This window comes from Ancylobacter vacuolatus (assembly GCF_030813595.1).
In the GTDB taxonomy this organism is placed as follows: Bacteria; Pseudomonadota; Alphaproteobacteria; order Rhizobiales; family Xanthobacteraceae; genus Ancylobacter; species Ancylobacter vacuolatus.
In genome coordinates this window covers 300,296-324,404 of the sequence record NZ_JAUSUH010000003.1, presented here as the reverse complement: position 1 = coordinate 324,404, position 24,109 = coordinate 300,296, and the positions used below count along the sequence as shown (strand labels likewise).

The window sequence follows — 24,109 nt, the reverse complement described above, 5'->3', positions numbered from 1 at the left end:
TCACCGAGCCGTGCGTCGTGGGAACAGGGTCCAGCCGAGGCCGCGCAGCGCCTGCCGCAGCCCGATGGCGAGGGCGAGATAGATCAGCGTCGCGACGAAATAGGCCTCGAAGGCGCGGAAGGTGCGCGACTGGATGAAATTGGCCGCGAAGGTCAGGTCCTCCGCCGCGATCTGCGACACCGCCGCCGAGCCCAGCATGACGATGACGATCTGCGAGGACAGCGCCGGCCAGATGCGCTGCAGCGCCGGAATCAGCACCACATGCCTAAAGGTCTGGATCCGGCTCATGCCGAGCGAGGCGCCGGCCTCGAACTGCCCGCTGGGCGTCGCCTGGATGCCGGCGCGGATGATCTCGCAGCCATAGGCGCCGAGATTGATCACCATGGCGAAATTGGCCGCCTCCAGCTCGCCCATCCGCAGCCCCAGCGCCGGCAGGCCGAAGAAGATGAAGAACAGCTGGATCAGGAACGGCGTGTTGCGGATCAATTCGACATAGCCGGCCACGAAGGGCCGCAGCCAAGACGGCCCGAGCGCCCGCGCCCAGGCGCAGGCAATGCCCAGCATCACGCCGAGCACCCCGCCGACCAGCGTCAGCTCGACGGTGATGCCGATGCCCTTCACAAGAACCGGCCAGTAGACGAGCAGCCAGCCATAATCGAACGTGTAGTTCATGCCCGTGAACTCCCGCTGATGAGGGGAAGGGAAGACGGCTCAGAGCCGAGGCGGGATGCGGCGGCCTGCGTGCTTCGAGACGCGGCGCCTTGCTCCGCTCCTCCGCATGACGGCGTTCGGAAGCGTTTCAGCCCGTCGTCATCCTGAGGTGCCCGGCATCGCCGGGCCTCGAAGGACGCAGGCGGTGACCGTCACCGCCCACAACCCCCACCGTCACAGATCCGCCGGCAGCTTGGCGCCGAGCCACTTCTGCGAGATGGCGTCGAGCGCGCCGTCGGTCTTCGCCGTGGCGATGATCTCGTTCACCTTGGCGAGCAGCGCCGGCTCGTTCTTGTTGAGGCCGATGAAGCAGGGCGAGTTCTTGATCAGGAACTTGATTTCCGGCTTCTTCGGCGGGTTGCGGGCGAGAATGGCGGCGGCGACCACATTGCCGGTGGCGATCAGCTCGACCTGGCCGGACAGGAAGGCGGAGATGGTGCCGTTATTGTCCTCGTAGCGCTTGATGGTGAGGTCGGCCGGCGCGATCTTGGTCAATTCCAGGTCTTCCACCGCGCCGCGGGTGACGCCCACCGTCTTGCCGGCGAGGCCGGCCGCGTCCTTCACCGTCACATCCGCCGGGCCGAACACGCCGTTGAAGAAGGGCGCATAGGCGGTGGTGAAGTCGATCACCTTCTCGCGCTCGGCGTTCTTGCCCAGCGAAGAGATGACGAGGTCGACCTTGTTGGTCTGGAGATAGGGGATGCGGTTGGCGCTGGTGACGGGCACCAGATCCAGCTTCACGCCGAGCTTGCCGGCGATCAGCTTGGCCATGTCGACATCATAGCCCTTGGGCTCCATGTCGGCGCCGACCGTGCCGAAGGGCGGAAAATCCTGCGGCACGGCGATGCGGATCACCTTGTCCTTTTCAATGGTGGCGAGCGCATCGGCGGACGCCGGCAGCGGCATCTGGGTGGCGGCCAGCAGGGCGCCGGCGGCGAAAGCGATGAGGTGGCGGCGGTTCATGCGGTCAATCCTCCTTGGTGGCCGGATGGCCGTGGGAATGGGGATGGGAATGGTCCTGCGGATGGTCGTGGGTATGCGGAACGGAAGGGGCGTTGCCGGCGAAGGCCGCCGGCGAGAGCAGGGCACGCAGCCCGGCCAGCGGGTCGGGCTTGGCGGTGAGGTCGAGCCCGGCTTCGACCTTGCCGATATGCTCGTCCATCAGCCGGGCAGCGAGGGCGAGGTCGCCGGCTTCCATCGCCGCGACGATGTCCTCATGGTCGTGGCTCGACTCTTCCGCCTTCTCGGTCGGCTGGTAGAGCATCGAGATCAGCGTGGTGCGGGCGGTGAGGTCGCGGATGATCTCGGTCAGCATCCGGTTGCCGAGCGCATCGGCGAGATGGATGTGGAAATCGCCGAGCAGGCAGGCGCGGCTATGCACATCGCCGGCGCCGATCGCGTCGCGCTCCATGGCGACATGCTCTTTCAGGCTTTTCAGCACCTGCGGCGGCACTTCGCGCAGCGCATGCAGCAGGCCGGTCTCGATGACGCGGCGGGTCTGGAACGCCTCGCGCGCCTCTTCCGCCGAGGGCTCGACCACATACCAGCCGCGCCGGGCACTCACCTGCACCACGCCGCGCGTCTCCAGCCGCATCATCGCCTCGCGCACGCGGGTGCGGGAGACGCCGAACAGGTCGGCAAGCTTCTGCTCGCCCAGCCGCGTGCCCGGATTGATGCGGCCGGCGAGGATGGCGGAGAGGATCGCTTCCTCGATATTGGCGGTGGCTGGGTTCATCAGGCTGGGCCCGCACGCTTGGCGACAAACTTGTATACAAGCCTGTAAGCAATGCCCGTGCCAAAGCGGCGGGGCGGGAGAGAGCACCGTCAGGGCCGGGCTTGACCCGGTCCTCCATGCCTTGCACGCTGGCGGATGGAATGGCGGCGCGGCGGCGCCAATCGAACACCGTCAGGACCGGGCTTGACCCGGCCATCCACGCCTTTTCGGCGGCGCGCGATGCGGCGGCACCCCACTCGCGCCGTCAGGACTGGGCTTGGCGGGGCCTGCCAACAAAACGCCGTCATGGCCGGGCTTGATCCGGCCATCGACGTCTTTTCCGGGCGCGATGGCGGACGGAACCGTGGATCCCCGCGTCAAGCCCGGGGATGACGGTGTGATGGCGGCGCGTGGGGCGGGGCGCGATGGCGGAAGAAGGCGTGGACCGCGCGCCGCCCCTTCAAGCGCCGGTTCTCCACATCTCGCACGATTTGCCGCTTCCGCAGCCATCGTGCCGCAGCAATAGGCGGCGCCGCTTACTCCGCCGCGGCCCTCGCATGGCCGAGCCGGGTGGCGAGCGTATCCACCAGCTGTTCGGCGGCTTCCGCGATCACCGTGCCGGGGGGGTAGATCGCCTCGGCGCCGGCGGCGCGCACCGCCTCATAATCCTGTGGCGGCACGACGCCGCCCACCACCACCATGATGTCCGGCCGCCCCTGCGCGGCCAGCGCTGCCTTCACCTGCGGCACCAGCGTCAGGTGCCCGGCGGCGAGCGAGGAGATGCCGATGACGTGCACGTCGTTCTCCACCGCCTGCCGGGCGGCCTCCTCCGGCGTGGCGAAGAGCGGGCCGATATCGACATCGAAGCCGAGATCGGCGAAGGCGGAGGCGATCACCTTCTGCCCCCGGTCATGCCCGTCCTGCCCCACCTTGGCGACCAGCAGGCGCGGGCGCCGGCCTTCTTCCTGCGCGAACGCGTCGACGCGGGCGCGCACGCGCTCCACCTTGTCGGCCATCGCTCCCGCCTCCCTGCGATAAATGCCCGAGACGGCGCGGATATCCGCCCGGTGCCGGCCGAAGACGCGCTCCAGCGCGTCGGAAATCTCGCCCACCGTCGCCTTGGCCCGCGCCGCATCGATGGCGAGCGCGAGAAGGTTCGCGCCCCCGCGCGCGCCATTCTCCAGCGCCGTCAGCGCACCGGCCACCGCCTGCGGGTCGCGCTCGGCCTTCAGCCGCGCCAGCTTGTCGAGCTGGGCGGCACGCACCGCCGAATTGTCGACCCGCAGCACGTCGAGCGGCGTCTCGCGCTCGGGGCGGTATTTGTTGACGCCGACCACGGTCTGCGCCCCGGAATCGATCCGCGCCTGCGTGGTGGCGGCGGCTTCCTCGATGCGCAGCTTGGGAATGCCGGCCTCGATCGCCTTGGCCATGCCGCCCAGCGCCTCCACTTCGGCGATATGGGCGAGCGCCTTGGCGGCGAGGTCGGCGGTCAGCTTTTCCACAAAGAACGAGCCGCCCCACGGGTCGATGGCGCGGGTGGTGCCGCTTTCCTGCTGCAGCAGGATCTGGGTGTTGCGGGCGATGCGGGCGGAGAAATCGGTGGGCAGCGCCAGCGCCTCATCAAGCGCATTGGTGTGAAGCGACTGGGTGTGGCCCTGGGTGGCGGCCATCGCCTCCACCATGGTGCGCATCACATTGTTGAACGGGTCCTGCGCCGTCAGGCTCCAGCCGGAGGTCTGGGAATGGGTGCGCAGCGGCAGCGACTTCGGGTTCTTCGCGCCGAGATCGCGCATCAGCTTGGCCCAGATCAGCCTTGCGGCGCGCAGCTTGGCCACCTCCATGAAGAAGTTCATGCCGATCGCCCAGAAGAACGACAGGCGCGGCGCAAACGCATCGATCGGCAGCCCCGCCGCCGCGCCGGCGCGCACATAGTCGACCCCGTCCGCCAGCGTATAGGCCAGCTCCAGATCCTGCGTCGCCCCGGCTTCCTGCATGTGATAGCCGGAAATCGAGATCGAGTTGAAGCGCGGCATGTGGGCGGAGGTGAAGGCGAAGATGTCGGAAATGATCCGCATCGAGGGCGTCGGTGGGTAGATATAGGTGTTGCGGACCATGAACTCCTTGAGGATGTCGTTCTGGATGGTGCCGGAGAGCTTATCCGGCGCAACGCCCTGTTCCTCGGCCGCCACCACATAGAGCGCGAGGATCGGCAGCACCGCCCCGTTCATCGTCATCGACACGCTCATCTGGTCGAGCGGGATGCCGGAGAACAGCGTGCGCATGTCGTAGATGGAATCGATCGCCACCCCGGCCATGCCGACATCGCCGGCGACGCGCGGGTGGTCGCTGTCATAGCCGCGATGGGTGGCGAGATCGAAGGCGACGGAGAGCCCCTTCTGCCCGGCCGCGAGGTTGCGGCGGTAGAAGGCGTTGGAATCCTCGGCCGTGGAGAAGCCGGCATATTGCCGGATCGTCCAGGGCTGGGTGGCGTACATGGTGGGGTAGGGCCCGCGCAGATAAGGCGCGATGCCGGGAAAGCTGTCGACGAAGCCGAGCCCGGCCAGGTCGTCCGGCCCAAAGGCCGGCTTCACCAAAATGCCTTCCGGCGTGGTCCAGCTCTGCGTCGAGGCGGCGGGCAGGGGCGCGCGCGGCGCCCGCCACTCCCGCGCCGAAAAATCGGGAATGGCGCTCATCGCATGCCCTCCCCGATGCCGGGCGGCAGGGCTAGGCCCGGCGTGCCACGAACGAACCCGTGCAGTTCTTCACAGGCGATTCCCATTTGCCGGTCGCCACATCGCCGCGCACCACGCCCTTGGCCGAGAGCGTCTCGTTGCCGCGCACCACGCGGATGGTGATCGCGCCCAGCGCGCTCACCGAGCCGCTGGCATCCACTGGCCAGGCGCCGGCATAGCGGATCTGGCCGTCCTCGACCGCCAGACTGAATTCCAGCCGCTTGTCGCACGGCCCGGAGATCGGCTCGGCCGACACTTCCCAGATGCCGTCGTGCAGGCTCAGTGCGGCCAGTTCCTGCGCCGTTGCCGGCGGTATCAGCAGCGCCCCCCACAGCGCCGCGCCGCAGGTGGCGCTCTTCCACCCGTGATTCAGCGTTTTCATGGTCTGTCCCTAGGTTAATGGCGGCATGAGAGCCACCCCTGGGGCAACGGATGGTCGGGCTCATGGTTCCAAACCTACCGCAATGCCGAGTGCCGCCTGCGCGCCCTCGAGGAAGGCGACGAGATCGATCCCGGTGAAGAGATAGCCGTCAATGCCGGCGGCGCGCTGGGCGGGTTCATCCTCCCCCGCCTTGCCGGCAAGGTACACCCTCACAGCCCCCGCCGCCTTCAGCGCGGTGGCCGCCTCCACCGCCGAGGCGGCATAGATCGCGTCGGACGCGCACAGGCAGGCGAGCCGGGCGCCGGAGGCGTGGTAGGCTTCCGTGAGCGCCGCCATATCGGCGAAACCATCCGTGCCGGGCGCCGCGATCCCCCCGGCCTCGAAGGCGGCGCGGGCGAAGCCGGCGCGGGCGGTGAAATCCGCCGGCATGCCGAGCGCGGCGAGGAACACGCGCGGTGCGCTGGCCGCCGCCGCCGCGCGCAGGCGCTCGAACGGTTCGGCAAGCCGCTCGCCCTTCAACGGCTCGCACATCAGCGCGCCCTCGGCCGGCGCAGGGGCGGCGCGGCGGCGGGCGGGGGCAATCACGACAGGCACCGCCGCGCCGAGCAGCGGGAATTCCGAGGTGCCGGTGAGCGGCAGGCGGCGGGTGGCGACGTCCTTGGCCCGTGCCGCCCGCGCCGCGCCGAGCCGCGCCTGCCAGGCGCCGGATTCGAGGGCTTCCACCATGCCGCCCTCGCGCTCGATCTGGCGGAAGAGGTCCCACGCGGCCGCCGCCAGCTTTTCCGCCCGCTCCTCGATCGCCCCCGCCCCGGCGCCGGGATCGGCGACGCGGTGGAGGTTGGATTCCTCCATCAGGATGAGCTGGGTGTTACGCGCCAGCCGCCGCGCTTCCGGCTCCGGCAGGCCGATCGCCTGCGTGAAGGGCAGCACGCTCACGCTGTCCGCCCCGCCCACCCCGGCGGCGAAGGCGGCGATGGTGCCGCGCAGCAGGTTCACATGGGGGTCGTGCCGGGTGAGGCTGCGCCACGCGGTTTCCATGTGCAGCGCGACCGGGGAAGGCGCGAGCCCGCAGGCTTCCAGCACGTTCTGCCAGAGCAACCGGAAGGCGCGCGGCTTGGCCTGGGTGCCGAACTGGTCGACATCGGCGGTCAGCGTCACCTCGATGCTGCGCGCCGCCTCATCGAGCGGCAGGCCTGCCGCCTCCAGCGCCCGGAGATAGGCCAAAGCGGTGGCGAGCACGGCGGCGAGTTCCTGCGCGTCGGTGGCCCCGGCGCCATGGTGCAGCCGCCCATCCGCCCGCACCATCGGCGCGGTGAGGCCGCGCCCGCGCAGCGCCGTCACCGTCTGGCCGAGACGGGCGGCGAGCGTGCCCCAGTCGATCGGCGCGGCGCCGCGCGCGGCGAAATCGCCAATCGGATCGAGGCCGAAGCGCAGGTCGAGCACGGCGGGGTCCGCCTTCTCGAACAGCCGGGCCAGCGCAAGGGCGATGTCGCGGCCCTGGAAGCCGCCGGCCTCCACCCGCAGCGTCGCCATGTCGGGCATCAGCCCCTCCAGCGTCGCGGCCAGTTCCTCGAACCGCGCCGGCAGGCCAAAGCCGCCGGCATAGGGCGAGGCGGCGAACACCAGCGACACCCCGTCTGCCCCGCCATTGAGGTCTTCCAGCATCTGCGCGTTGGCGCTCGCGGGGTCGTCATGGTCGAGCCGGGCAATCACCTTCCACGGCGCCCCGGCCGGGCGGCCGGCGATGGGGGCGGCGTCGCGCCGCCGCTCGGGCAGCGCGTCGAGGCTGAAACCGTCAGGCGTGCGGGTTAGCATCCGCTTGTCGTAAGGCGCGCCCTTCAGCACGCCTTCGACCAGCGCCAGCCAGTCCACGCGCGTGGCGGGCGGGAAGCTGTCGAGGTCGAGCGCGGGCTGGTCCATTTCCCCTCTCAGGCGAAATCGAGAATGACGGCGTCGACGGCGAGGCTGTCGCCGGCCTTGGCGTGGACGCGGGCGATGGTGGCGTCGCGCTCGGCGCGCAGCACATTCTCCATCTTCATCGCCTCGACCACCGCCAGCGTCTCGCCCGCCTTCACCTCCTGCCCCTCGCTGACCGCGACGGAGACGACGAGGCCGGGCATCGGGCAGAGCAGGTGCTTGCCGCTGCCTGCCTGTTCCTTCACCGGCATCAGCGCGGCGAGTTCCGCCTCGCGCCTTGTATAGACGATGGCCTCCACCGCGATGCCGCGATGGGCCAGCGCCACGCCATTGAGCCTTGGGCGCACCTGCACGGCAAGCGCCTCCTCGTCGAAGACGCCGCTCCACACCGGCTCGCCCGGCTGCCAGCCCGAGCGCAGCTCATGGGTGGAGAGCGGGCGGCCGGCCTCGTCGAGAAAGCTGACGATGAAGCCGCCCGCCGCCCGGTCCACTTCGCAGGCCAGCGTGAGCCCGCCGAGCTGCACCGCGCGCTGATGCTCGAACACGACAGGCCGCCCGGCGAGCTGGCCGGAGATCTTGCGCTTGCGCGCATTGCCGACATTGTCGATCACCGCCGCCACGCCCGCCAGCGTGCGGGCGAGCTTGTCGCTCGGCGCGGTGGCGTGGAAGCCGTCCGGGTATTCCTCCGCGATGAAGCCGGTGGAGAGCCGCCCGGCCCGCCAGCGCTCATGCGTCATCAGCGCCGAGAGGAACGGGATGTTGTGCTGGATGCCGTCAATGGCGAAAGCATCGAGCGCGTCCGCCTGCGCCTCGATCGCCTGCGCCCGCGTCGGCGCGTGGGTGATCAGCTTGGCGATCATCGGGTCGTAATAGAGCGAGATGTCACCGCCCTCGAACACGCCGGTGTCGTTGCGCACGGTGATGCCGTCCGCCACCCCCTCCGCTGGCGGGCGATAGCGGGTGAGCCGGCCGATGGAGGGCAGGAAGCCGCGATAGGGGTCCTCGGCATAGACGCGGCTCTCCACCGCCCAGCCGTTCAGCTTCACGTCCGCCTGCGTGAGCGTCAGCGCCTCGCCCGCCGCGACGCGGATCATCTGCTCGACCAGATCGATGCCGGTGATGAGCTCGGTGACGGGATGCTCCACCTGCAGGCGGGTGTTCATTTCGAGGAAATAGAACGACTTGTCCTGCCCGGCGACGAATTCCACCGTGCCGGCGCTGTCATAGTTCACGGCCTTGGCGAGGGCGACCGCCTGCGCGCCCATAAGGGCGCGGGTCTCTTCGTCCAGCAGCGGCGAGGGGGCTTCCTCGACAACCTTCTGGTTGCGGCGCTGGATCGAGCATTCGCGCTCGCCCAGATGGATGACATTGCCGTGCTTGTCACCCAGCACCTGGATCTCGATATGGCGCGGCTGGACGATGAACTTCTCGACGAACACCCGGTCGTCGCCGAAGGAGGACTTCGCCTCCGATCGGGCGCGGTCGAACCCTTCCTGCACCTCGTCGCGGGAATGGGCGATCCGCATGCCCTTGCCACCGCCGCCGGCCGAGGCCTTGATCATCACGGGATAGCCGATCTCGTCGGCGATGCGGGCGGCGTGGCCGGCATCCTCGATCACGCCGAGATAGCCGGGCACGGTGGAGACATTGGCCGCCGCCGCCGCCTTCTTCGATTCGATCTTGTCGCCCATCGCCTCGATGGCGCCGGGGTTCGGGCCGATGAAGACGAGGCCGGCCGCCTTCAGCGCCTGCGCGAAGCTCGCCCGCTCGGAGAGGAAGCCATAGCCGGGGTGGATCGCCTGCGCCCCGGTCTGCTTGGCCGCCGCGATGATCTTCTCGGCATCGAGATAGGACTGCGCGGCGGGTGCGGGGCCGATGTGCACGGCCTCATCCGCCATCTCCACATGCAGCGCGTCCCGGTCGGCATCGGAATAGACCGCGACGGTGGCAATGCCCATGCGCCGGGCGGTCTTGATGACCCGGCAGGCGATCTCGCCACGGTTGGCGATGAGGATCTTGGAGAACATTGTTCTCGGGGCCTCTACTTCACCTCTCCCCGGTGGGGAGAGGTCGGCGCGGAGCGCCGGGTGAGGGGGATGGCGGCTTCGGGATGTCGAGGCTGCGTTGCCCCTCACCCCAACCCTCTCCCCGACGGGAAGAGGGAGAAAGGTCGCTATAACGGCAGATTATCGTGCTTCTTCATCGGCGCCTCGACCTTCTTCGACACCAGCATCGCCAGCGCCCGCGCGATTCGCTTGCGGGTCGAGCGCGGGGTGATCACCTCGTCGATATAGCCGCGCTCGGCCGCCACAAAAGGCGAGAGGAAGCGCTGCTCATATTCTTTGGTCCGCGCCGCGATCTTCTCGGGATCGTCGATATCGGCGCGGAAGATGATCTCCACCGCCCCCTTGGCGCCCATCACGGCGATCTGCGCGGTGGGCCAGGCATAGTTGACGTCGCCGCCAATATGCTTGGAGGCCATCACGTCATAGGCGCCGCCAAACGCCTTGCGGGTGATGACGGTGACCAGCGGCACGGTGGCCTGGGAATAGGCGAAGAGCAGCTTGGCGCCGTGCTTGATCAGCCCGCCATATTCCTGCGCCGTGCCGGGCAAAAAGCCGGGCACGTCAACAAAGGTGACGATCGGGATTTCAAAAGCGTCGCAGAAGCGCACGAAACGCGCCGCCTTGCGCGAGGCGTCGGCATCGAGCACCCCGGCCAGCACCATCGGCTGGTTGGCGACAAAGCCGACCGTGCGCCCCTCCACCCGGCCGAAGCCGGTGAGGATGTTCTTGGCAAAACCTTGCTGAATCTCGAAGAAATCGCCCTCGTCGGCGACCTTTGAGATCAGCTCCTTCATGTCATAGGGCTTGTTCGGGTGCTCCGGCACCAGCGTGTCGAGCGAGGGGTCGAGCCTCTCGCCATCATCGAAGCTCGGCCACACCGGCACGCCGGACTGGTTGCAGGCGGGCAGGAAGTCAATCAGCCGGCGCATCTGCAACAGGCACTCGACATCGTTCTCGAAAGCGCCATCGGCCACCGAAGACTTGGTCGTGTGCACCTTGGCGCCGCCGAGTTCTTCCGCAGTCACGCTCTCATTGGTGACGGTCTTCACCACCTCCGGCCCGGTGACGAACATGTAGGAGGTGTCGCGCACCATGAAGATGAAGTCGGTCATGGCGGGGGAATAGACATCGCCGCCGGCGCAGGGGCCCATGATGACGGAAATCTGCGGGATAACGCCTGACGCCAGCACGTTGCGGCGGAAAACCTCGCCATAGCCGCCCAGCGCCGCCACGCCTTCCTGAATGCGCGCGCCGCCGGCATCGAACAGGCCGATGATCGGCGCCCGCGTCTTCAGCGCCAGATCCTGGATCTTGGTGATCTTGGCCGCATGCGCTTCCGAGAGCGAGCCGCCGAACACGGTGAAGTCCTTGGCGAAGACGAACACCTTGCGCCCGTTCACCGTGCCCCACCCGGTGACGACGCCGTCGCCGGGGATCTTCTCGGCCTTGTCCATGCCGAAATCGGTGCAGCGGTGCTGGACGAAGGTGTCGAATTCCTCGAAGGAGCCGGTGTCGAGCAGGAGTTCGAGCCGCTCGCGCGCGGTGAGCTTGCCGCGTTTGTGCTGGGCCGCGATGCGCCTTTCACCGCCGCCGAGCCGGGCACCGGCGCGCCGCTGTTCCAGCTCGTCGAGAATAGGCTTCATGGCGCTCCCCCAGCCTTTATGCGGACCGTTGCAACCGTTCTAGGCGCTTGCGGCGGAAAACATAAGCTGTGAAAATGCGGATCGTGAAGTTGTAAAATTTTCACAAAAATGACGGGGTCACGTCCTGCCCCCTCTCCCCGTCGGGGAGAGGGTTGGGGTGAGAGGTGTCCAGCGTCGTCGCCCCTCACCGACCCGCTTCGCGGGCCACCTCTCCCCGACGGGGAGAGGAAAGGCGCAGGTTCCGCAGCATCTGGAGACCCGCCTCATGTCCAAGAAAGTCTTCGCCGGCCATGCGGTGCGCCATGTGCGCGAGCGGCTGGGGCTGACGCAGATGGATTTCGCCCGGCGGCTGGCGCTTTCCCCGAGCTACATCAACCAGATCGAGAGCAACCAGCGCCCGGTCACCGCCGCCGTGCTGCTGGCGATCAGCCGCGTCTTCGATCTCGACATCACCCGCTTCGGCGCCGACGATCTCGACCGCATCGTCGCCGATCTGCGCGAGGCGCTGGCCGATCCGGTGTTTCGCGGCATCGAGCCGAGCCTGCAGGATCTGAAGAACGCCACCACCCACGCCCCCGCCTTCGCCCATGCCTTCCTGCGCCTGCACGGGGCGTTGCGCCGGCTGGAGGAGCGTCGCGCCGCCCAGGACGACGCGGTGGTCTCGGTGGCGCGCGAGGTGGATGGCGCCGCGCCGCCCGACGAGGCGCGCAACCTCGCGCCCTATGAGGAGGTGCGCGACCATTTCCACTACATCGACAATTATGTCGACGGCCTCGACCGCGCGGGCGAGGAGCGGAATGCCGCGCTCGACCTGTTCGGCCGCGACGATGCGGTGGCGGTGCTGGTGGAGCATCTGCGGCAGAGCCACGCCATCGCGGTGGAGATGACGGCGTCCACCCAGCTCGACGCGCCGCTGCTGGCCTATGACCGCCACCGCCGGGTGGCGACGCTGGCGCGCACGCTCGACCCCGCCAGCCGCGCCTTCCGCCTCGCCGCGCTCATCGCCCGCTTCGAGCAGAGCGAGCTGATCGACCGGCACGTGCGCGAAGCCGATTTCCGCAGCACGACGGCGCGCGAGGTGTGCCGGCTGTCGCTGCAGAACTATTATGCCGGCGCGCTGCTGCTGCCCTATCGCCGCTTTGCCCGGCTGGCGCGCGAGACACGGCACGATCTCGACCGCCTCGCCGTCATGACCGGGGCGAGCCATGAGCAGGTGTGCCACCGCCTCTCCACCCTGCAGCGGCCGGGGGAGAAGGGCGTGCCGTTCTATTTCCTGAAAGTCGACCGCGCCGGAAACGTCATCAAGCGCCACAGCGCCACCCGCTTCCAGTTCGCCCGCTATGGCGGCGCCTGCCCGGTGTGGAATGTGCACGAGGCGTTCGAGCAGCCGGCTCGCACGCTGGTGCAACTGGGCGAGATGCCGGACGGGGTGCGCTATCTCTGCCTGGCGCGCGGCACGTCAAAGCCGGCGCTGCGCCATGGCGCGCGCGAGCGCCGCTTCGCGCTCGGCATTGGCTGCGAGATTTCCTATGCCGGAGAACTCGTCCACGCCGATGGGCTGGACCTGAAATCGGCCGCCGTGGCGCCGCTCGGCGTCAATTGCCGCATCTGCCCGCGCACCGCCTGCCCGGAACGCGCCTTCCCCCCGCTCGACCGCGAAATCGTGCTCGATCCCGACCGCCGCGACGTGGTGCCGTTCGCGGTGCGGGAGTGAGGGAGACACGATTGAAGCGCCGGCCACGTCATGGCCGGGCCTGGCCCGGTCCTCCACGATTTCGGTGAGATCCAAAGACGTGGATGGCCGACACAAGGCCGGGCATGGCGTCGCTTTGGGGGAGAGGCGTCCCTCCCCAAGCACTCCCACCCTTCGTCGCGCTCCCAAAAGGGATGGCGCACAACCGGGACGCGACACCTGGAGCGCGGAATGGCGCACGCAGGGGCGGTCCGCTCTTCGCGTCAGCGCGGCACAGCCGCCCCGCCGGTCGAGCTGAAGGGAGCGCGCAGCGACGATTCACTGGGCCGATATCCGGTGATCGGCGCCGCCTGTCCTATCCGGTCAGGAAAGCTCAGCCGCATCACCGCTGTTGTTCGGGTTCTCCAGCGTCGCCAGTGGCAGCTGCACCTGCCGAAGGACGGGCGTGCGCCAGGCGGGCTTCGGCATGTCGCGCTTGTTCCGGTCGACGCGAGCGGCGGCGGGCGGCGTCGGGGATGTCGTCATGTGTTCGTCCGTAAGGAAGGTATCCCACTCTTGTCGCCGTCGGCGACCGGCCCGTCAACCCGCTACCGAACGGTCGCCTGTAGCCGTTCGCAGTGCGGGAGTGAACGCGCCGGCGGGGAGAGGTCCTGTTTGCGTCGTCATCCCGGCCGGAGGCGAAGCCGCAGCGCCGGGATCGCGTGCAGGATAGAGCTGGATGCGATCCCGGATACGGCCTCGCGACCGTTCCGCGATGACGCCGGCGAGGGGGCAGACCCGCCTCAGCTATCCCGCCTGTTGTCGCGCTCCCACCGGGTAGGTGGCGAAACGGGGAAGGGGCGACCGGCCGCGTGAAACGCCGCTTGCGCCGGAGCGGCTCGGCCGCGCGGGTCGTCCTGTAGTGAATTAGGACTGGAGCATACTATCGCCGTTGGAGTCCAAATCGAACTGCGTCGACGCCGGCAGCGGCACCAGCCGGCAGACCGGTTTGCGCCACGCGGGCTTCTGTGCGTCGCGCCTATTCCGGTCTGGAACGAGGGTAGGACGTTGGTTCGGATAAAGGGTCATCAAGCTTCCTCCTCGCCCGAGGTAACTTGATTGGCAGTCAATCAACCTTGACGCGCGTCAAGCCGGTACACAGCGCGGCCAGGAGCGGCCATTCTCGGCCGTCACTGGCGCAGGTACGGCACCGCTGTGTGCTGCGGCTCGGCCCGTGAGGGATCAGGAACCAATAAAACCATCAGTGCTGAAGTTCGAATCAAGAAGCGTCGACGCCGGCAGCGGCACCGGCCGGCAGACCGGCGCGCGCCATGCGGGCTTGTTCGTGTCGCGCAGGTCCGGGCCCCGGACGAGGGCGGATTGCTGATTCGGAGGAAGGGTCATCGAGCTCGTTCCGCGCCAAGGGTACTCGATTCTATATTCTATCGCCCGGACGCCGCGTCAAGCGGATACCGAACGGCGCGTTGTGGTGCCGTTCCCGGCAAGGGCATGAGAGGGCTGCGCGGTGCGGTGAGCGTTTATCGCCGGGTTTGGCCCGGCCATCCACTGCTTGCGCGACGTCCAAAGACGTGGATGCCCGGCACAAGGCCGGGCATGACGGTGTATCGAGGAAGATGGAAGGACCTTCGTCATGCTGAGGTGCCGCCCGCCGGGCGGCCTCGAAGCACGCAGCCGACTTCAGATATCCAGCGTGTTGTCGCGCTCCCACTGGGTCAGGTGGCGGGAATAGGCGTTCCATTCCTCGTGCTTCAGCTTGGTGTAGCCCTCCACCAGCGGCGCGCCGAGCGCGCTGCGCAGCACGTTGGACTTCTCCAGCGCGCGGATGGCGTCGAGCAGGTTCAGCGGCAGCTTTTTGGCGCCCTTCACCTTGTGGCCATCCGTGTACATGTTGATGTCGAGCCGCTTGCCTGGGTCGCGCTGGTTCTGGATGCCGTCGAGCCCGGCGGCCAGCATGGCGGCGGGGGCGAGATAGGGGTTGGCGGCGCCGTCCGGCAGGCGCAGCTCCAGCCGGCCCGCATCGGGGATGCGGATCATGTGGGTGCGGTTATTGCCGGTATAGGTGACGGTGTTCGGCGCCCAGGTGGCGCCGGAGACGGTGCGCGGGGCGTTGATGCGCTTGTAGGAATTCACCGTCGGGTTGGTGAAGGCGCACAGCGCGTCGGCCGAATGGATCAGCCCGCCGATGAAATTGTAGCCGAGCGCGGAAAGCCCCAGCTCGCCCTCCTCGTCCTCGAACAGATTGGCGCCGTCCGGCCCCCACAGCGAGGTGTGCATGTGGCAGCCCGAGCCGGTGAGGTCGATGAAGGGCTTGGGCATGAAGGTGGCGCGCAGCCCGTGCTTTTCGGCGATGGAACGGGCCATGAACTTGAAGAACACGTGCCGGTCGGCGGTAACAAGCGCGTCGGCGAAATCCCAGTTCATCTCGAACTGGCCGTTGGCGTCCTCATGGTCGTTCTGGTACGGGCCCCAGCCGAGGGTCAGCATGCAGTCGCAGATTTCCTTGATGACCTCATAGCGGCGCATCAGGGCGGACTGGTCGTAGCAGGGCTTGGTGGCGTTGTCGGCGGTATCCGAGATCTTGGTGCCGTCGGCATTGGTGAGGAAGAACTCGCATTCCACCCCGGTCTTCATCTGGTAGCCGAGGCTCCCGGCGCCCTGCATGGTGGCCTTGAGCACATTGCGCGGCGCCTGCGCCACCAATTCGTTGTTCATCACCAGGTCGGAGGCGAGCCAGCCGACTTCCGGCTTCCACGGCAGCTGGATCAGGCTGGAGGCATCAGGCACGGCGAACAGGTCGGCATCGGCCGGGCTCATGTCGAGCCAGGTGGCGAAGCCGGCGAAGCCCGCGCCGGAGCGCTGCATGCCTGAGATGGCGGAGGCCGGGGCCAGCTTGGCCCGCAGCGCGCCGAACAGGTCGACATAGGAGATCAGGAAATATTTGATGCCGAGTTCTTTGGCGGCGTGAGCGAGATCATTGGCCATGGTGCAATCCGGTTTCGCTGTTCCCCGGCCCGTTGGGGCTCGTTGGTGATGCATTTCCGAGGCCGTGATTCCGGCGGCGCCGGTCGGCCCTTCTGCTGGGGCATCCTTCGAGGCCGCCTGCGGCGGCACCTCAGGATGACGTCGCTTGGAAGGCCCACGTCATCCTGAGGTGCCCGGCCAGCGGCCGGGCCTCGAAGGATGCTGAAACCGTGGGCCTCCTTCCCGGTGCGCCGCCGCTCAGAACCCGCCGTTCCGCCCCGGAATCCAGTCGGTGCCGGCGAGGGGCACATTGGCCATGGCGGCGGCCTCGATGGTCAGGGCGACAAGGTCCTCCGGCTCCAGATTGTGCACATGGCTCTTGCCGCAGGCCCGCGCGATGGTCTGGCACTCCAGCGTCAGCACGGCGAGATAATTGGCGAGCCGGCGCCCGGCGGCGATCGGGTCGAGCCGCTTCATCAGCTCGGGGTCCTGCGTGGTGATGCCGGCGGGGTCGCGGCCCTCGTGCCAGTCGTCATAGGCGCCGGCGCGGGTGCCGAGCGCTTCATATTCGGCGGCATAATGCGGGTCGTTGTCACCCAGCGCCACCAGCGCGGCGGTGCCGATCGCCACCGCATCGGCGCCGAGCGCCAGCGCCTTGGCGACGTCCGCCCCGTTGCGAATGCCGCCGGAGACGATCAGCTGCACTTTGCGGTGCATGCCGAGGTCCTGCAGCGCCTTCACCGCCTGCCGCACGGCGGCGAGCGTCGGGATGCCGACATGCTCGATGAAGATCTCCTGCGTCGCGGCGGTGCCGCCCTGCATGCCGTCGACGACAACCACATCGGCGCCGGACTTCACGGCCAGCGCCGTGTCGTAATAGGGACGGGCGGCGCCGACCTTCACATAGATCGGCTTTTCCCAATCGGTGATCTCGCGCAGTTCCTCGATCTTGATCTCGAGGTCGTCCGGCCCGGTCCAGTCCGGGTGCCGGCAGGCGGAGCGCTGGTCGATACCGACGGGGAGCGTCCGCATGCCGGCGACGCGCTCGGTGATCTTCTGGCCGAGCAGCATGCCGCCGCCGCCGGGCTTGGCGCCCTGGCCGACCACCACCTCGATGGCATCGGCGCGCTTCAGGTCGTCCGGGTTCATGCCATAGCGGGAGGGCAGATACTGGTAGACGAGCTGGGTCGAGTGCCCGCGCTCCTCATTGGTCATGCCGCCATCGCCCGTGGTGGTGGAGGTGCCCATGGCGGAGGCGCCGCGCCCCAGCGCTTCCTTGGCGTTGGCCGAAAGCGAGCCGAAGCTCATGCCGGCAATGGTGATCGGAATCTTCAGCTGGATCGGCTTCTTGGCGAAGCGGGTGCCGAGCACGACCTCGGTCGAGCACTTCTCGCGGTAGCCTTCCAGCGGGTAGCGCGACATCGAGGCGCCGAGGAACAGCAGGTCGTCGAAATGCGGCACCTTCCGCTTCGCCCCGCCGCCGCGAATGTCATAGATGCCGGTGGCCGCCGCGCGGCGGATTTCCGAGAGCGTGTAATCGTCGAAGGTGGCGGACGCGCGGGGCGTCGTGCGCGGAGTATTGCTGTGGTCGGTCATCGCGCCCTCAATAGCTCGACACGTTGTCGACGTGGAAATGATAGAGCGTGCGGGCCGAGCCGTAACGGCGGAACTCGGAGATATCGACCTCGCCGAGCAGGCCGGCCGCTTCCAGCTTGGACGCGAGCAGCGCTTTGTGCTCTTCGCGCATCTCCTTCTCGATGCAGTCGGCCCCTAGGCTGGCGACCGAGCCGCGCACGAACAGCCTCGCCTCATACAGGCTGTCGCCCAGCGCCTCGCCGGCATCGCCCAGCACGGTGAGGGTGCCGGCCTGCGCCATGAAGGCGCTCATATGGCCGATCGAGCCCTTCACCACGATGTCGATGCCCTTCATCGAGATGCCGCAGCGGGCCGAGGCGTTGCCGTCGATGATGAGCAGCCCGCCATGGGCGGTGGCGCCGGCGGCCTGGCTGGCGTCGCCCTTCACATGGACAAAGCCGCTCATCATGTTCTCGGCGACGCCGACGCCGGCATTGCCATGGACGATGACGCGCGCCTGCTTGTTCATGCCGGCGCAGTAATAGCCGACCGGCCCGTCGATCTCGACGGTGATCGGCGCGTCCAGCCCGGCGGCGATGGCGTGGCGACCGGCCGGGTTGGCGACCGTCCACAGCGTCTGGTTGGTGTCGGCCGCCAGCTTGTGCAGCGCGCCGTTCAGCGCGCGCAGCGGGGTGGTGGCGAGGTCGACGAGGGTTTCACCCTCGGCAGCTTCAGGCTTCAGCGAGAGGTTCATGCGGCACGATCCCAGAAATAAACCTTGGCCGGCTCCGGCTCGAACACCCGCGCCGTCTCGATGCCCGGCAGGCCGGCGAGCGCGCGGTATTCGGAGGCGAAGGCGACGTAATCGTAGGTTTCGGCCATGACGGCCGGCTTGCAGGCGATGGGGTCGCGCAGCACGCCGAAGCCGCTCTCGGTGCCGACGACGAAGGTGTAGAAGCCGTCGAGGTCGCCCAGCGAATGCTCCAGCGCCTCGCCCAGGCTGTCGCCGCCGCGCATGCGGTAGGTGAGGTAGGCGGCGGCCACCTCGCTGTCGTTCTCGGTCGTCACCTCCAGCCCCTCGCGGGCGAGCAGGCGGCGCACGCCGGCATGGTTGGACAGCGAGCCATTATGCACCAGGCACTGGTCCGGCCCGGTGGAGAAGGGGTGGGCGCCCGCCGTGGTCACGGCGCTCTCGGTCGCCATGCGGGTGTGGCCGATGGCGTGGGTGCCGCTCATCGTCTCCAGCTCGAAGCGCTTGGCGACATCGGCCGGCAGGCCGACCTCCTTGTAGAGCTCCATGCGGGTGCCGGCGCCGACCACGCGCACCTCAGGGGCGAGGCGGGCGAGCGCGGCGCGGACCGTGGTTTCCTCGGCCACCGGCACGCTCATCACGCCATGGGTGTCGCGGGCGATGACGGGATGGCCGATCTTGTCCCCCAGCGCGGCGAAATCGGTGCCGGCCGGGCCGCGAAGGGTGAGCTTCACGAAGCCGGGGGTGCCGGCACCATAGACGGCGAAGCCGGCCGAATCCGGCCCGCGATCGCACATGATGTCGAGCATCTGCGAAAGCAGGGCGCCGAGTTCCGGCTCCAGCTTCGGCTGCTTCAGGAACAGGCCGACAATGCCGCACATGGCGGAATACTCCTGCAGGCAAAAGAGGGGACAGACGGCGCAAAGGCCTTGCCCAATCTTTTAGGAGCGCCCCGCGCGGGCGTCAATAATCCGGGAATAATATTTTCTTGAGAAGAAAAAGGCGCTTTTACCGGGAGACGCTCAGCGGTCGCTCTCGCGGGGATAGATGATGATCGAGAGATAGCGCATCGGCCGCACCAGCAGTTCCTCCGGCCCATGGGTGGCGGCGCTGTCGAACAGCAGCGAATCGCCGGGCTTGAGGTGATAGGTGCGCTCGCCATGGCGGTAGTTCACCTCGCCGGAGAGCATGTGGATGAACTCCACCCCGGCATGGCGGAAGCCGGTATAGGGCACGGCTTCCTCGCTCAGCGTGATCAGATAGGGCTCGACCGCCACCTCGCCGCCGACCGCATGGCCGAGCAGCTCATAAAGGTGCCCGACCTTGGTGCCGCGCCGCTCGATCCGCACCCCGCCGCCAGCGGGGACATAGGAGCAGTCGCGCTTTTCCTCGAAGGTGGTGAACAGGGTGGAGATCGGCACGTTGAGCACGCCGGCAATCGCCTGCAGCGTGCCGAGGGAGGGCGAGATCAGCCCGTTCTCGATCTTCGAGAGCATGCCCACCGATATTCCGGCGGCGCTGGCGAGATCGGAGACGGTGAGGTCGAGATCGTGCCGTATCGCCCGCACATGCTGGCCCAGCGCCTGTTCCAGCGTGCGCTCGCGCACCAGTGGCGCGCCCGAGCCGGTGGTCAGGTCCTCGGCCGGCTCCTCCGCCGCCCCGCCCGGCTTGCGCCGCCCGCCATTCACCACGTCCGTTCCCTCCGCTCGCCCCGGCGATGGGACCCGTTCCGCCGGCGAAAGCAAGCCCCGAGCCAGCCCGCGCCGGCAGGATCGACCCTGCACGCCTGTGCCTCCGTCATGGAGGCTTGGCATTCATCGTGCATCGATAGGCGGTAATGTCCTGCCGCCAGCAGAATGGTCCCGCGCTTCCATGTACGATTTCGACATGATTGTCATCGGCAGCGGCCCCTCCGGCCGCCGTGCCGCCGTCCAGTCCGCCAAGATCGGCAAGTCGGTGCTGGTGGTGGAGAAGGGCCGCCGCGTCGGCGGCGTCTCGGTCCACACCGGCACCATCCCCTCGAAAACCCTGCGCGAGACGGTGCTCAACCTCTCCGGCTGGCGCGAGCGCGGCTTTTATGGCCGCTCCTACCGGGTCAAGCAGGATATCGGCGCCGCCGACCTGATGGCGCGGCTGCACAAGACGCTCGACCACGAAGTCGAGGTGCTTGAACACCAGTTCGCCCGCAATGCGGTGAAGACCGCGCGCGGCGAGGCCCGCTTTCTCGATGCGCACACCATCGAGATCACCGCCGAGGGCGGCGAGGTCGACAAGGTCACGGCCGCCCATGTGCTGATCGCGGTGGGCACCCGCCCGTTCCGGCCCGATTATGTGCCCTTCAACGGCATGAGCGTGTTCGACAGCGACGAAATCGTCGACCTGCCCCGGCTGCCGCGCAGCCTCGCGGTCATCGGCGCCGGCGTCATCGGCGTCGAATATGCCTCGATCTTCAGCGCGCTTGATGTGTCGGTCACGCTGATCGAGCCGCGCTCCACCTTTCTCGACTTCATCGACAAGGAGCTGATCGAGGAATTCGTCCATGAGCTGCGTGATCGCAATGTCGCGCTGCGCTTCGGCGCCGCCGTCACCTCGATCACGCTGGACGCGCGCGAGCGGCCGGTGTGCAAGCTGGCGGACGGGCGTACCGTGCATGCCGACATGCTGCTCTTCGCCGCCGGCCGCGTCGGCGCCACCGACCGGCTGAACCTGGAAGCCGCCGGCCTCGCCGTCGATCATCGCGGCCGCATCGGCGTCGAGCCGAAGACGCTGCAGACCGCCGTGCCGCACATTTATGCAGCGGGCGACGTCATCGGCTTTCCCAGCCTTGCCTCCACCTCGATGGAGCAGGGCCGCGTCGCCGCCTGCCACGCCTTCGGGCTGGAGCCGCCGCCCCCGCCGGAATTCTTCCCCTATGGCATCTATTCCGTGCCGGAGATGTCCACGGTGGGCATGAGCGAGGAAGAGGTGCGCAAGCGCGAGATTCCCTATGAATGCGGCATCGCCCGCTTCCGCGAGACCTCGCGCGGCCACATCATGGGGCTGAACAGCGGGATGATGAAGATGATCTTCTCGGTGAAGACCCGCCGGCTGCTGGGCGTGCACATCGTCGGCGAGGGCGCGACCGAGCTGATCCACATCGGCCAGGCGGTGCTGAACCTCAAGGGCACGATCGACTATTTCATCGAGAACACGTTCAATTATCCCACCCTCGCCGAAGCCTACAAGATCGCCGGCCTCGATGCCTGGAACCGCATGACCCGGGTGTGAGGCCGGCCGCCCGGCTCGGAGGCGCGCCCGATATCCGCAATCCAGGATTGTATACTACAATTTTAGCGATTGCGATCGACGGTGCTTCACAACCGCGCGCCGATATGGGAGGCATTGCAAAAGCGGGCGCCATCGCCGCTCCCCGGGCGCGGGCCTGTGGGGGGCGCGGGGTGCGGGAACGAGGGGAGGGGACCCGAATGACGTCGACGGCACGCCTAAGCCGCCGGAGCCTGATCATGGGCACGGCGGCCAGCGCCGCGCTGGCCGGCTTCGCGCCGTTGCGGGCGCAGGAGGCATCTACCCAGGCATCTACCCCGGCATCAACCCAGCCTGCCCCAGTCCCGCCGCCGAGCCCGCCGGTCGATCGCTGGCAGGCGCTGGCCCGCCTCACCGATGGCGCGGTGCTGCGCCCCTCCGATGCCGGCTTCCTTTCCGAGGCGCTGCCGAACAATCTGCGCTTCCGCCATGTCCGGCCGGAAGCCATCGTGCGCTGCCGCACGCCTGAGATGATCGGCCATGTGCTGAGCTGGTGCCAGGACTATGAAGTGCCCTTCGCCGTGCGCGGCGGCGGGCACTCCTATGCCGGCTTCTCCACCACCCATGGCCTGCTGATCGACATGTCGGCGATGAACGCCATCACCTATGACCCCGCCACCGGGCGGGCCAAGGTCGGCGCCGGCGCGATCAACCAGCCGATCTATGATGCGCTGCGCCAGGCCGGGCGGATGATGACCCATGGCCGCTGCCCCACGGTCGGCGTCGCCGGCTTCGTGCTCGGCGGCGGCATCGGCTTCAACATGCGCCGGCTCGGCGTCGCCTCCGACATGCTCGTCGCCTCCGAGATCGTCACTGCCGACGGCCGGGTGCGCACCCTCTCCGCCACCGAGGAGCCGGACCTGTTCTGGGCGACCCGGGGCGGAGGCGGTGGCAATTTCGGGGTGAGCACTTCCTTCACCTTCGAGACCGTGCCGGCCGACAGCCAATTGACCGCCTTCCGCATCGTCTGGCGGCAGAAGACGCTGGCGGTGGCCCGGGCCCTGTTCGCCACGCTCGATGGCGCGCCGGTCACGCTCGGCACGCGCATCAGTCTCGCGGGGGTGACGCCCACCCTCCACGCGGGCGGGCGGCAGGTGGGAGTGACGCTGCTCGGCCAGTTCGCCGGCGACCGGCAGGCCTTTGAAAAGCTGCTGCAGCCGGTCATGGCCGTCGCCGCGCCTGAAAGGACCGACATCCGCGAACTGCCCTATTGGGAGGCGCAGGAATTCCTGATGGAGCCCGGCGCACCGGCCTGGTACCGCGAGCGCTCCGCCTTTCTCGACACCGCGCCCTCCGAGGCGTTCCTGGAGAAGGCCTTCCACCATCTGGTGCGCTGGCCCGGCACGGGCGCGCATGGCGACCTGTTCTTCTTCCAGACCGGCGGGCGGATCAATGAGATCGCGCCGGCGGCGAGCGCCTTCGTCCATCGCGGCAGCCGGTGGCTGGCCGTGGCCGGGGTGAGCTGGAGCGAGGACGACACCGTGCGCCCGGAGATCGTGCGCGCCGCCAAGAAATGGCAGGACGAGCTATATCACACGGTCGGCCATGCCGGCGGGCACGGCGCCTTCATCAACTTCCCCGACACCTCGCTCGTCGATTGGCGCGCCCGCTATTACGGCGCCAATTCCGTCCGGCTGGCCGAAATCAAGGCGCAAATCGACCCCGGCAACCTGTTCAGCTTCCCGCAGGCGGTCTGAACGCGGCCGCCGGCGCGGGGGCCCGCATCACCCCACCTGCCGCCGCGCGGCGGTGAGCGTGTTGGCCAGCAGGCAGGCGATGGTCATCGGGCCGACGCCGCCGGGCACCGGGGTGATCGCCCCGGCAATGCCCTTCGCCTCGGCGAACGCCACATCGCCGACCAGCCGGCCCTTGCCGTCCGCGCCCGCCACCCGGTTGATGCCGACATCGATCACCGTGGCGCCCGGCTTGATCCAGTCGCCGCGGATCATCTCCGGCCGGCCCACCGCGCCGATGAGAATGTCGGCGCGCCGGCACACGCCCGGCAGGTCGCGGGTGCGCGAATGGGCGATGGTGACGGTGCAGTCCTCGCGCAGCAGCAGCTGGGCGAGCGGCTTGCCGACGATGTTGGAGCGCCCGACCACCACCGCCTCCAGCCCGGCTAGCGAGCCGAGCGTGTCTTTGAGCAGCATCACGCAGCCGAGCGGGGTGCAGGGCACCAGCGCCTCCAGCCCCACGGCGAGCCGGCCGGCATTCACCACATGGAAGCCGTCGACATCCTTGGCCGGGTCGATGGTGGCGAGCACCGCCTGCGCGTCGATATGCGCGGGCAAAGGCAGCTGCACGAGAATGCCGTGCACGGCGTCGTCGGCGTTCAGCGCCCGCACCAGCGCCAGCACGTCATCCTGCGCGGTGTCGGCCGGCAGTTTGTGCTCGATCGAGGCCATACCGGCCTCCAGCGTCTGCTTGCCCTTGTTGCGGACATAGACCGCGCTGGCGGGATCCTCGCCCACCAGCACCACGGCGAGGCCCGGCGTCACGCCGGTCTCGGCGACAAAGGCGGCCACGTCATCCTTGAGGCGGGCGCGCATCGTCTCGGCAAACGCCTTGCCGTCGATCAGGCGGGTTTCGACCATGTTTTCCTCCAGCGCGGATCGCTTTACGGCTTTGTCCTGCGTCCTTCGAGGCCCGGCAAGCCGTCAT

19 protein-coding genes are annotated in these 24,109 nt (G+C 68.4%); 3 read left to right on the top strand and 16 right to left on the bottom strand.

Annotated elements, in window-relative coordinates; translation table 11 throughout:
- The 8 genes from J2S76_RS09285 to J2S76_RS09250 form a co-directional block, all read right to left on the bottom strand.
- Positions 1 to 672 (bottom strand): amino acid ABC transporter permease, encoded by a 672-nt coding sequence (locus tag J2S76_RS09285; protein ID WP_307059739.1) that lies wholly within the window; start codon positions 670 to 672, stop codon positions 1 to 3.
- 213 nt (positions 673 to 885) lie between these two features.
- Positions 886 to 1,674, bottom strand: coding sequence for a transporter substrate-binding domain-containing protein (locus J2S76_RS09280; RefSeq protein WP_370874718.1), 789 nt, complete (start codon positions 1,672 to 1,674; stop codon positions 886 to 888).
- Between the two features lie 4 nt (positions 1,675 to 1,678).
- Complete coding sequence (locus J2S76_RS09275; protein ID WP_307059737.1) at positions 1,679 to 2,446, bottom strand: GntR family transcriptional regulator; 768 nt, start codon at positions 2,444 to 2,446, stop codon at positions 1,679 to 1,681.
- Between the two features lie 515 nt (positions 2,447 to 2,961).
- Positions 2,962 to 5,118, bottom strand: coding sequence for a methylmalonyl-CoA mutase (scpA, locus tag J2S76_RS09270; RefSeq protein ID WP_307059735.1), 2,157 nt, complete (start codon positions 5,116 to 5,118; stop codon positions 2,962 to 2,964).
- A 31-nt stretch (positions 5,119 to 5,149) separates the two neighbouring features.
- Positions 5,150 to 5,539 (bottom strand): hypothetical protein, encoded by a 390-nt coding sequence (locus J2S76_RS09265; RefSeq protein ID WP_307059733.1) that lies wholly within the window; start codon positions 5,537 to 5,539, stop codon positions 5,150 to 5,152.
- 60 nt (positions 5,540 to 5,599) lie between these two features.
- Positions 5,600 to 7,459, bottom strand: coding sequence for a methylmalonyl-CoA mutase family protein (locus J2S76_RS09260; RefSeq protein WP_307059731.1), 1,860 nt, complete (start codon positions 7,457 to 7,459; stop codon positions 5,600 to 5,602).
- An 8-nt stretch (positions 7,460 to 7,467) separates the two neighbouring features.
- Positions 7,468 to 9,483 carry an acetyl-CoA carboxylase biotin carboxylase subunit gene (locus tag J2S76_RS09255; RefSeq protein WP_307059730.1) on the bottom strand — a complete coding sequence of 672 codons (2,016 nt, stop codon included), beginning with the start codon at positions 9,481 to 9,483 and terminating at the stop codon, positions 7,468 to 7,470.
- Positions 9,484 to 9,629: 146 nt separating this feature from the next.
- Positions 9,630 to 11,165, bottom strand: coding sequence for an acyl-CoA carboxylase subunit beta (locus J2S76_RS09250; RefSeq protein WP_307059727.1), 1,536 nt, complete (start codon positions 11,163 to 11,165; stop codon positions 9,630 to 9,632).
- Between the two features lie 265 nt (positions 11,166 to 11,430).
- Here J2S76_RS09250 and J2S76_RS09245 point away from each other — a divergent pair, with 265 nt between their 5' ends.
- Positions 11,431 to 12,879 carry a helix-turn-helix domain-containing protein gene (locus J2S76_RS09245; RefSeq protein WP_307059725.1) on the top strand — a complete coding sequence of 483 codons (1,449 nt, stop codon included), beginning with the start codon at positions 11,431 to 11,433 and terminating at the stop codon, positions 12,877 to 12,879.
- Between the two features lie 342 nt (positions 12,880 to 13,221).
- Here J2S76_RS09245 and J2S76_RS09240 read toward each other — a convergent pair whose 3' ends face one another.
- The 7 genes from J2S76_RS09240 to J2S76_RS09210 form a co-directional block, all read right to left on the bottom strand.
- Positions 13,222 to 13,383, bottom strand: coding sequence for a hypothetical protein (locus tag J2S76_RS09240; RefSeq protein ID WP_307059723.1), 162 nt, complete (start codon positions 13,381 to 13,383; stop codon positions 13,222 to 13,224).
- Between the two features lie 696 nt (positions 13,384 to 14,079).
- Positions 14,080 to 14,241, bottom strand: coding sequence for a hypothetical protein (locus tag J2S76_RS09235; RefSeq protein WP_307059721.1), 162 nt, complete (start codon positions 14,239 to 14,241; stop codon positions 14,080 to 14,082).
- 294 nt (positions 14,242 to 14,535) lie between these two features.
- Positions 14,536 to 15,840 carry a type III glutamate--ammonia ligase gene (gene glnT, locus J2S76_RS09230; protein ID WP_307059718.1) on the bottom strand — a complete coding sequence of 435 codons (1,305 nt, stop codon included), beginning with the start codon at positions 15,838 to 15,840 and terminating at the stop codon, positions 14,536 to 14,538.
- Between the two features lie 237 nt (positions 15,841 to 16,077).
- Positions 16,078 to 17,415, bottom strand: coding sequence for an FMN-binding glutamate synthase family protein (locus J2S76_RS09225; RefSeq protein WP_307059716.1), 1,338 nt, complete (start codon positions 17,413 to 17,415; stop codon positions 16,078 to 16,080).
- A 7-nt stretch (positions 17,416 to 17,422) separates the two neighbouring features.
- Positions 17,423 to 18,148 (bottom strand): GltB/FmdC/FwdC-like GXGXG domain-containing protein, encoded by a 726-nt coding sequence (locus J2S76_RS09220; RefSeq protein ID WP_307059714.1) that lies wholly within the window; start codon positions 18,146 to 18,148, stop codon positions 17,423 to 17,425.
- Positions 18,145 to 19,026 (bottom strand): class II glutamine amidotransferase, encoded by an 882-nt coding sequence (locus tag J2S76_RS09215; protein WP_307059711.1) that lies wholly within the window; start codon positions 19,024 to 19,026, stop codon positions 18,145 to 18,147. The genes J2S76_RS09220 and J2S76_RS09215 overlap by 4 nt, the downstream gene beginning before the upstream one ends.
- 141 nt (positions 19,027 to 19,167) lie before the next feature.
- Positions 19,168 to 19,836, bottom strand: a complete 669-nt coding sequence (locus J2S76_RS09210; protein ID WP_307059709.1) for a helix-turn-helix domain-containing protein — start codon at positions 19,834 to 19,836, stop codon at positions 19,168 to 19,170.
- A 181-nt stretch (positions 19,837 to 20,017) separates the two neighbouring features.
- Here J2S76_RS09210 and sthA point away from each other — a divergent pair, with 181 nt between their 5' ends.
- Both sthA and J2S76_RS09200 read left to right on the top strand, forming a co-directional pair.
- The gene (sthA, locus tag J2S76_RS09205; RefSeq protein WP_307059707.1) at positions 20,018 to 21,412 is read left to right on the top strand and encodes a Si-specific NAD(P)(+) transhydrogenase; all 1,395 of its coding nucleotides are present in this window, start codon (positions 20,018 to 20,020) and stop codon (positions 21,410 to 21,412) included.
- A gap of 197 nt (positions 21,413 to 21,609) precedes the next feature.
- Positions 21,610 to 23,145: an FAD-binding oxidoreductase gene (locus J2S76_RS09200; protein ID WP_307059705.1), complete on the top strand. Its 1,536-nt coding sequence runs from the start codon at positions 21,610 to 21,612 to the stop codon at positions 23,143 to 23,145.
- A gap of 27 nt (positions 23,146 to 23,172) precedes the next feature.
- Here J2S76_RS09200 and folD read toward each other — a convergent pair whose 3' ends face one another.
- Complete coding sequence (gene folD, locus J2S76_RS09195; RefSeq protein ID WP_307059703.1) at positions 23,173 to 24,042, bottom strand: bifunctional methylenetetrahydrofolate dehydrogenase/methenyltetrahydrofolate cyclohydrolase FolD; 870 nt, start codon at positions 24,040 to 24,042, stop codon at positions 23,173 to 23,175.
- Positions 24,043 to 24,109: the final 67 nt, after the last annotated feature.

Excerpts from the sequence above, each read along its gene's own strand:
- J2S76_RS09285 (WP_307059739.1), bottom strand. The coding sequence starts at position 672 with ATGAACTACACGTTCGATTATGGCTGGCTGCTCGTCTACTGGCCGGTT.
- J2S76_RS09280 (WP_370874718.1), bottom strand. The coding sequence starts at position 1,674 with ATGAACCGCCGCCACCTCATCGCTTTCGCCGCCGGCGCCCTGCTGGCC.
- J2S76_RS09275 (WP_307059737.1), bottom strand. The coding sequence starts at position 2,446 with ATGAACCCAGCCACCGCCAATATCGAGGAAGCGATCCTCTCCGCCATC.
- scpA (WP_307059735.1), bottom strand. The coding sequence starts at position 5,118 with ATGAGCGCCATTCCCGATTTTTCGGCGCGGGAGTGGCGGGCGCCGCGC.
- J2S76_RS09265 (WP_307059733.1), bottom strand. The coding sequence starts at position 5,539 with ATGAAAACGCTGAATCACGGGTGGAAGAGCGCCACCTGCGGCGCGGCG.
- J2S76_RS09260 (WP_307059731.1), bottom strand. The coding sequence starts at position 7,459 with ATGGACCAGCCCGCGCTCGACCTCGACAGCTTCCCGCCCGCCACGCGC.
- J2S76_RS09255 (WP_307059730.1), bottom strand. The coding sequence starts at position 9,483 with ATGTTCTCCAAGATCCTCATCGCCAACCGTGGCGAGATCGCCTGCCGG.
- J2S76_RS09250 (WP_307059727.1), bottom strand. The coding sequence starts at position 11,165 with ATGAAGCCTATTCTCGACGAGCTGGAACAGCGGCGCGCCGGTGCCCGG.
- J2S76_RS09245 (WP_307059725.1), top strand. The coding sequence starts at position 11,431 with ATGTCCAAGAAAGTCTTCGCCGGCCATGCGGTGCGCCATGTGCGCGAG.
- J2S76_RS09240 (WP_307059723.1), bottom strand. The coding sequence starts at position 13,383 with ATGACGACATCCCCGACGCCGCCCGCCGCCGCTCGCGTCGACCGGAAC.
- J2S76_RS09235 (WP_307059721.1), bottom strand. The coding sequence starts at position 14,241 with ATGACCCTTCCTCCGAATCAGCAATCCGCCCTCGTCCGGGGCCCGGAC.
- glnT (WP_307059718.1), bottom strand. The coding sequence starts at position 15,840 with ATGGCCAATGATCTCGCTCACGCCGCCAAAGAACTCGGCATCAAATAT.
- J2S76_RS09225 (WP_307059716.1), bottom strand. The coding sequence starts at position 17,415 with ATGACCGACCACAGCAATACTCCGCGCACGACGCCCCGCGCGTCCGCC.
- J2S76_RS09220 (WP_307059714.1), bottom strand. The coding sequence starts at position 18,148 with ATGAACCTCTCGCTGAAGCCTGAAGCTGCCGAGGGTGAAACCCTCGTC.
- J2S76_RS09215 (WP_307059711.1), bottom strand. The coding sequence starts at position 19,026 with ATGTGCGGCATTGTCGGCCTGTTCCTGAAGCAGCCGAAGCTGGAGCCG.
- sthA (WP_307059707.1), top strand. The coding sequence starts at position 20,018 with ATGTACGATTTCGACATGATTGTCATCGGCAGCGGCCCCTCCGGCCGC.
- J2S76_RS09200 (WP_307059705.1), top strand. The coding sequence starts at position 21,610 with ATGACGTCGACGGCACGCCTAAGCCGCCGGAGCCTGATCATGGGCACG.
- folD (WP_307059703.1), bottom strand. The coding sequence starts at position 24,042 with ATGGTCGAAACCCGCCTGATCGACGGCAAGGCGTTTGCCGAGACGATG.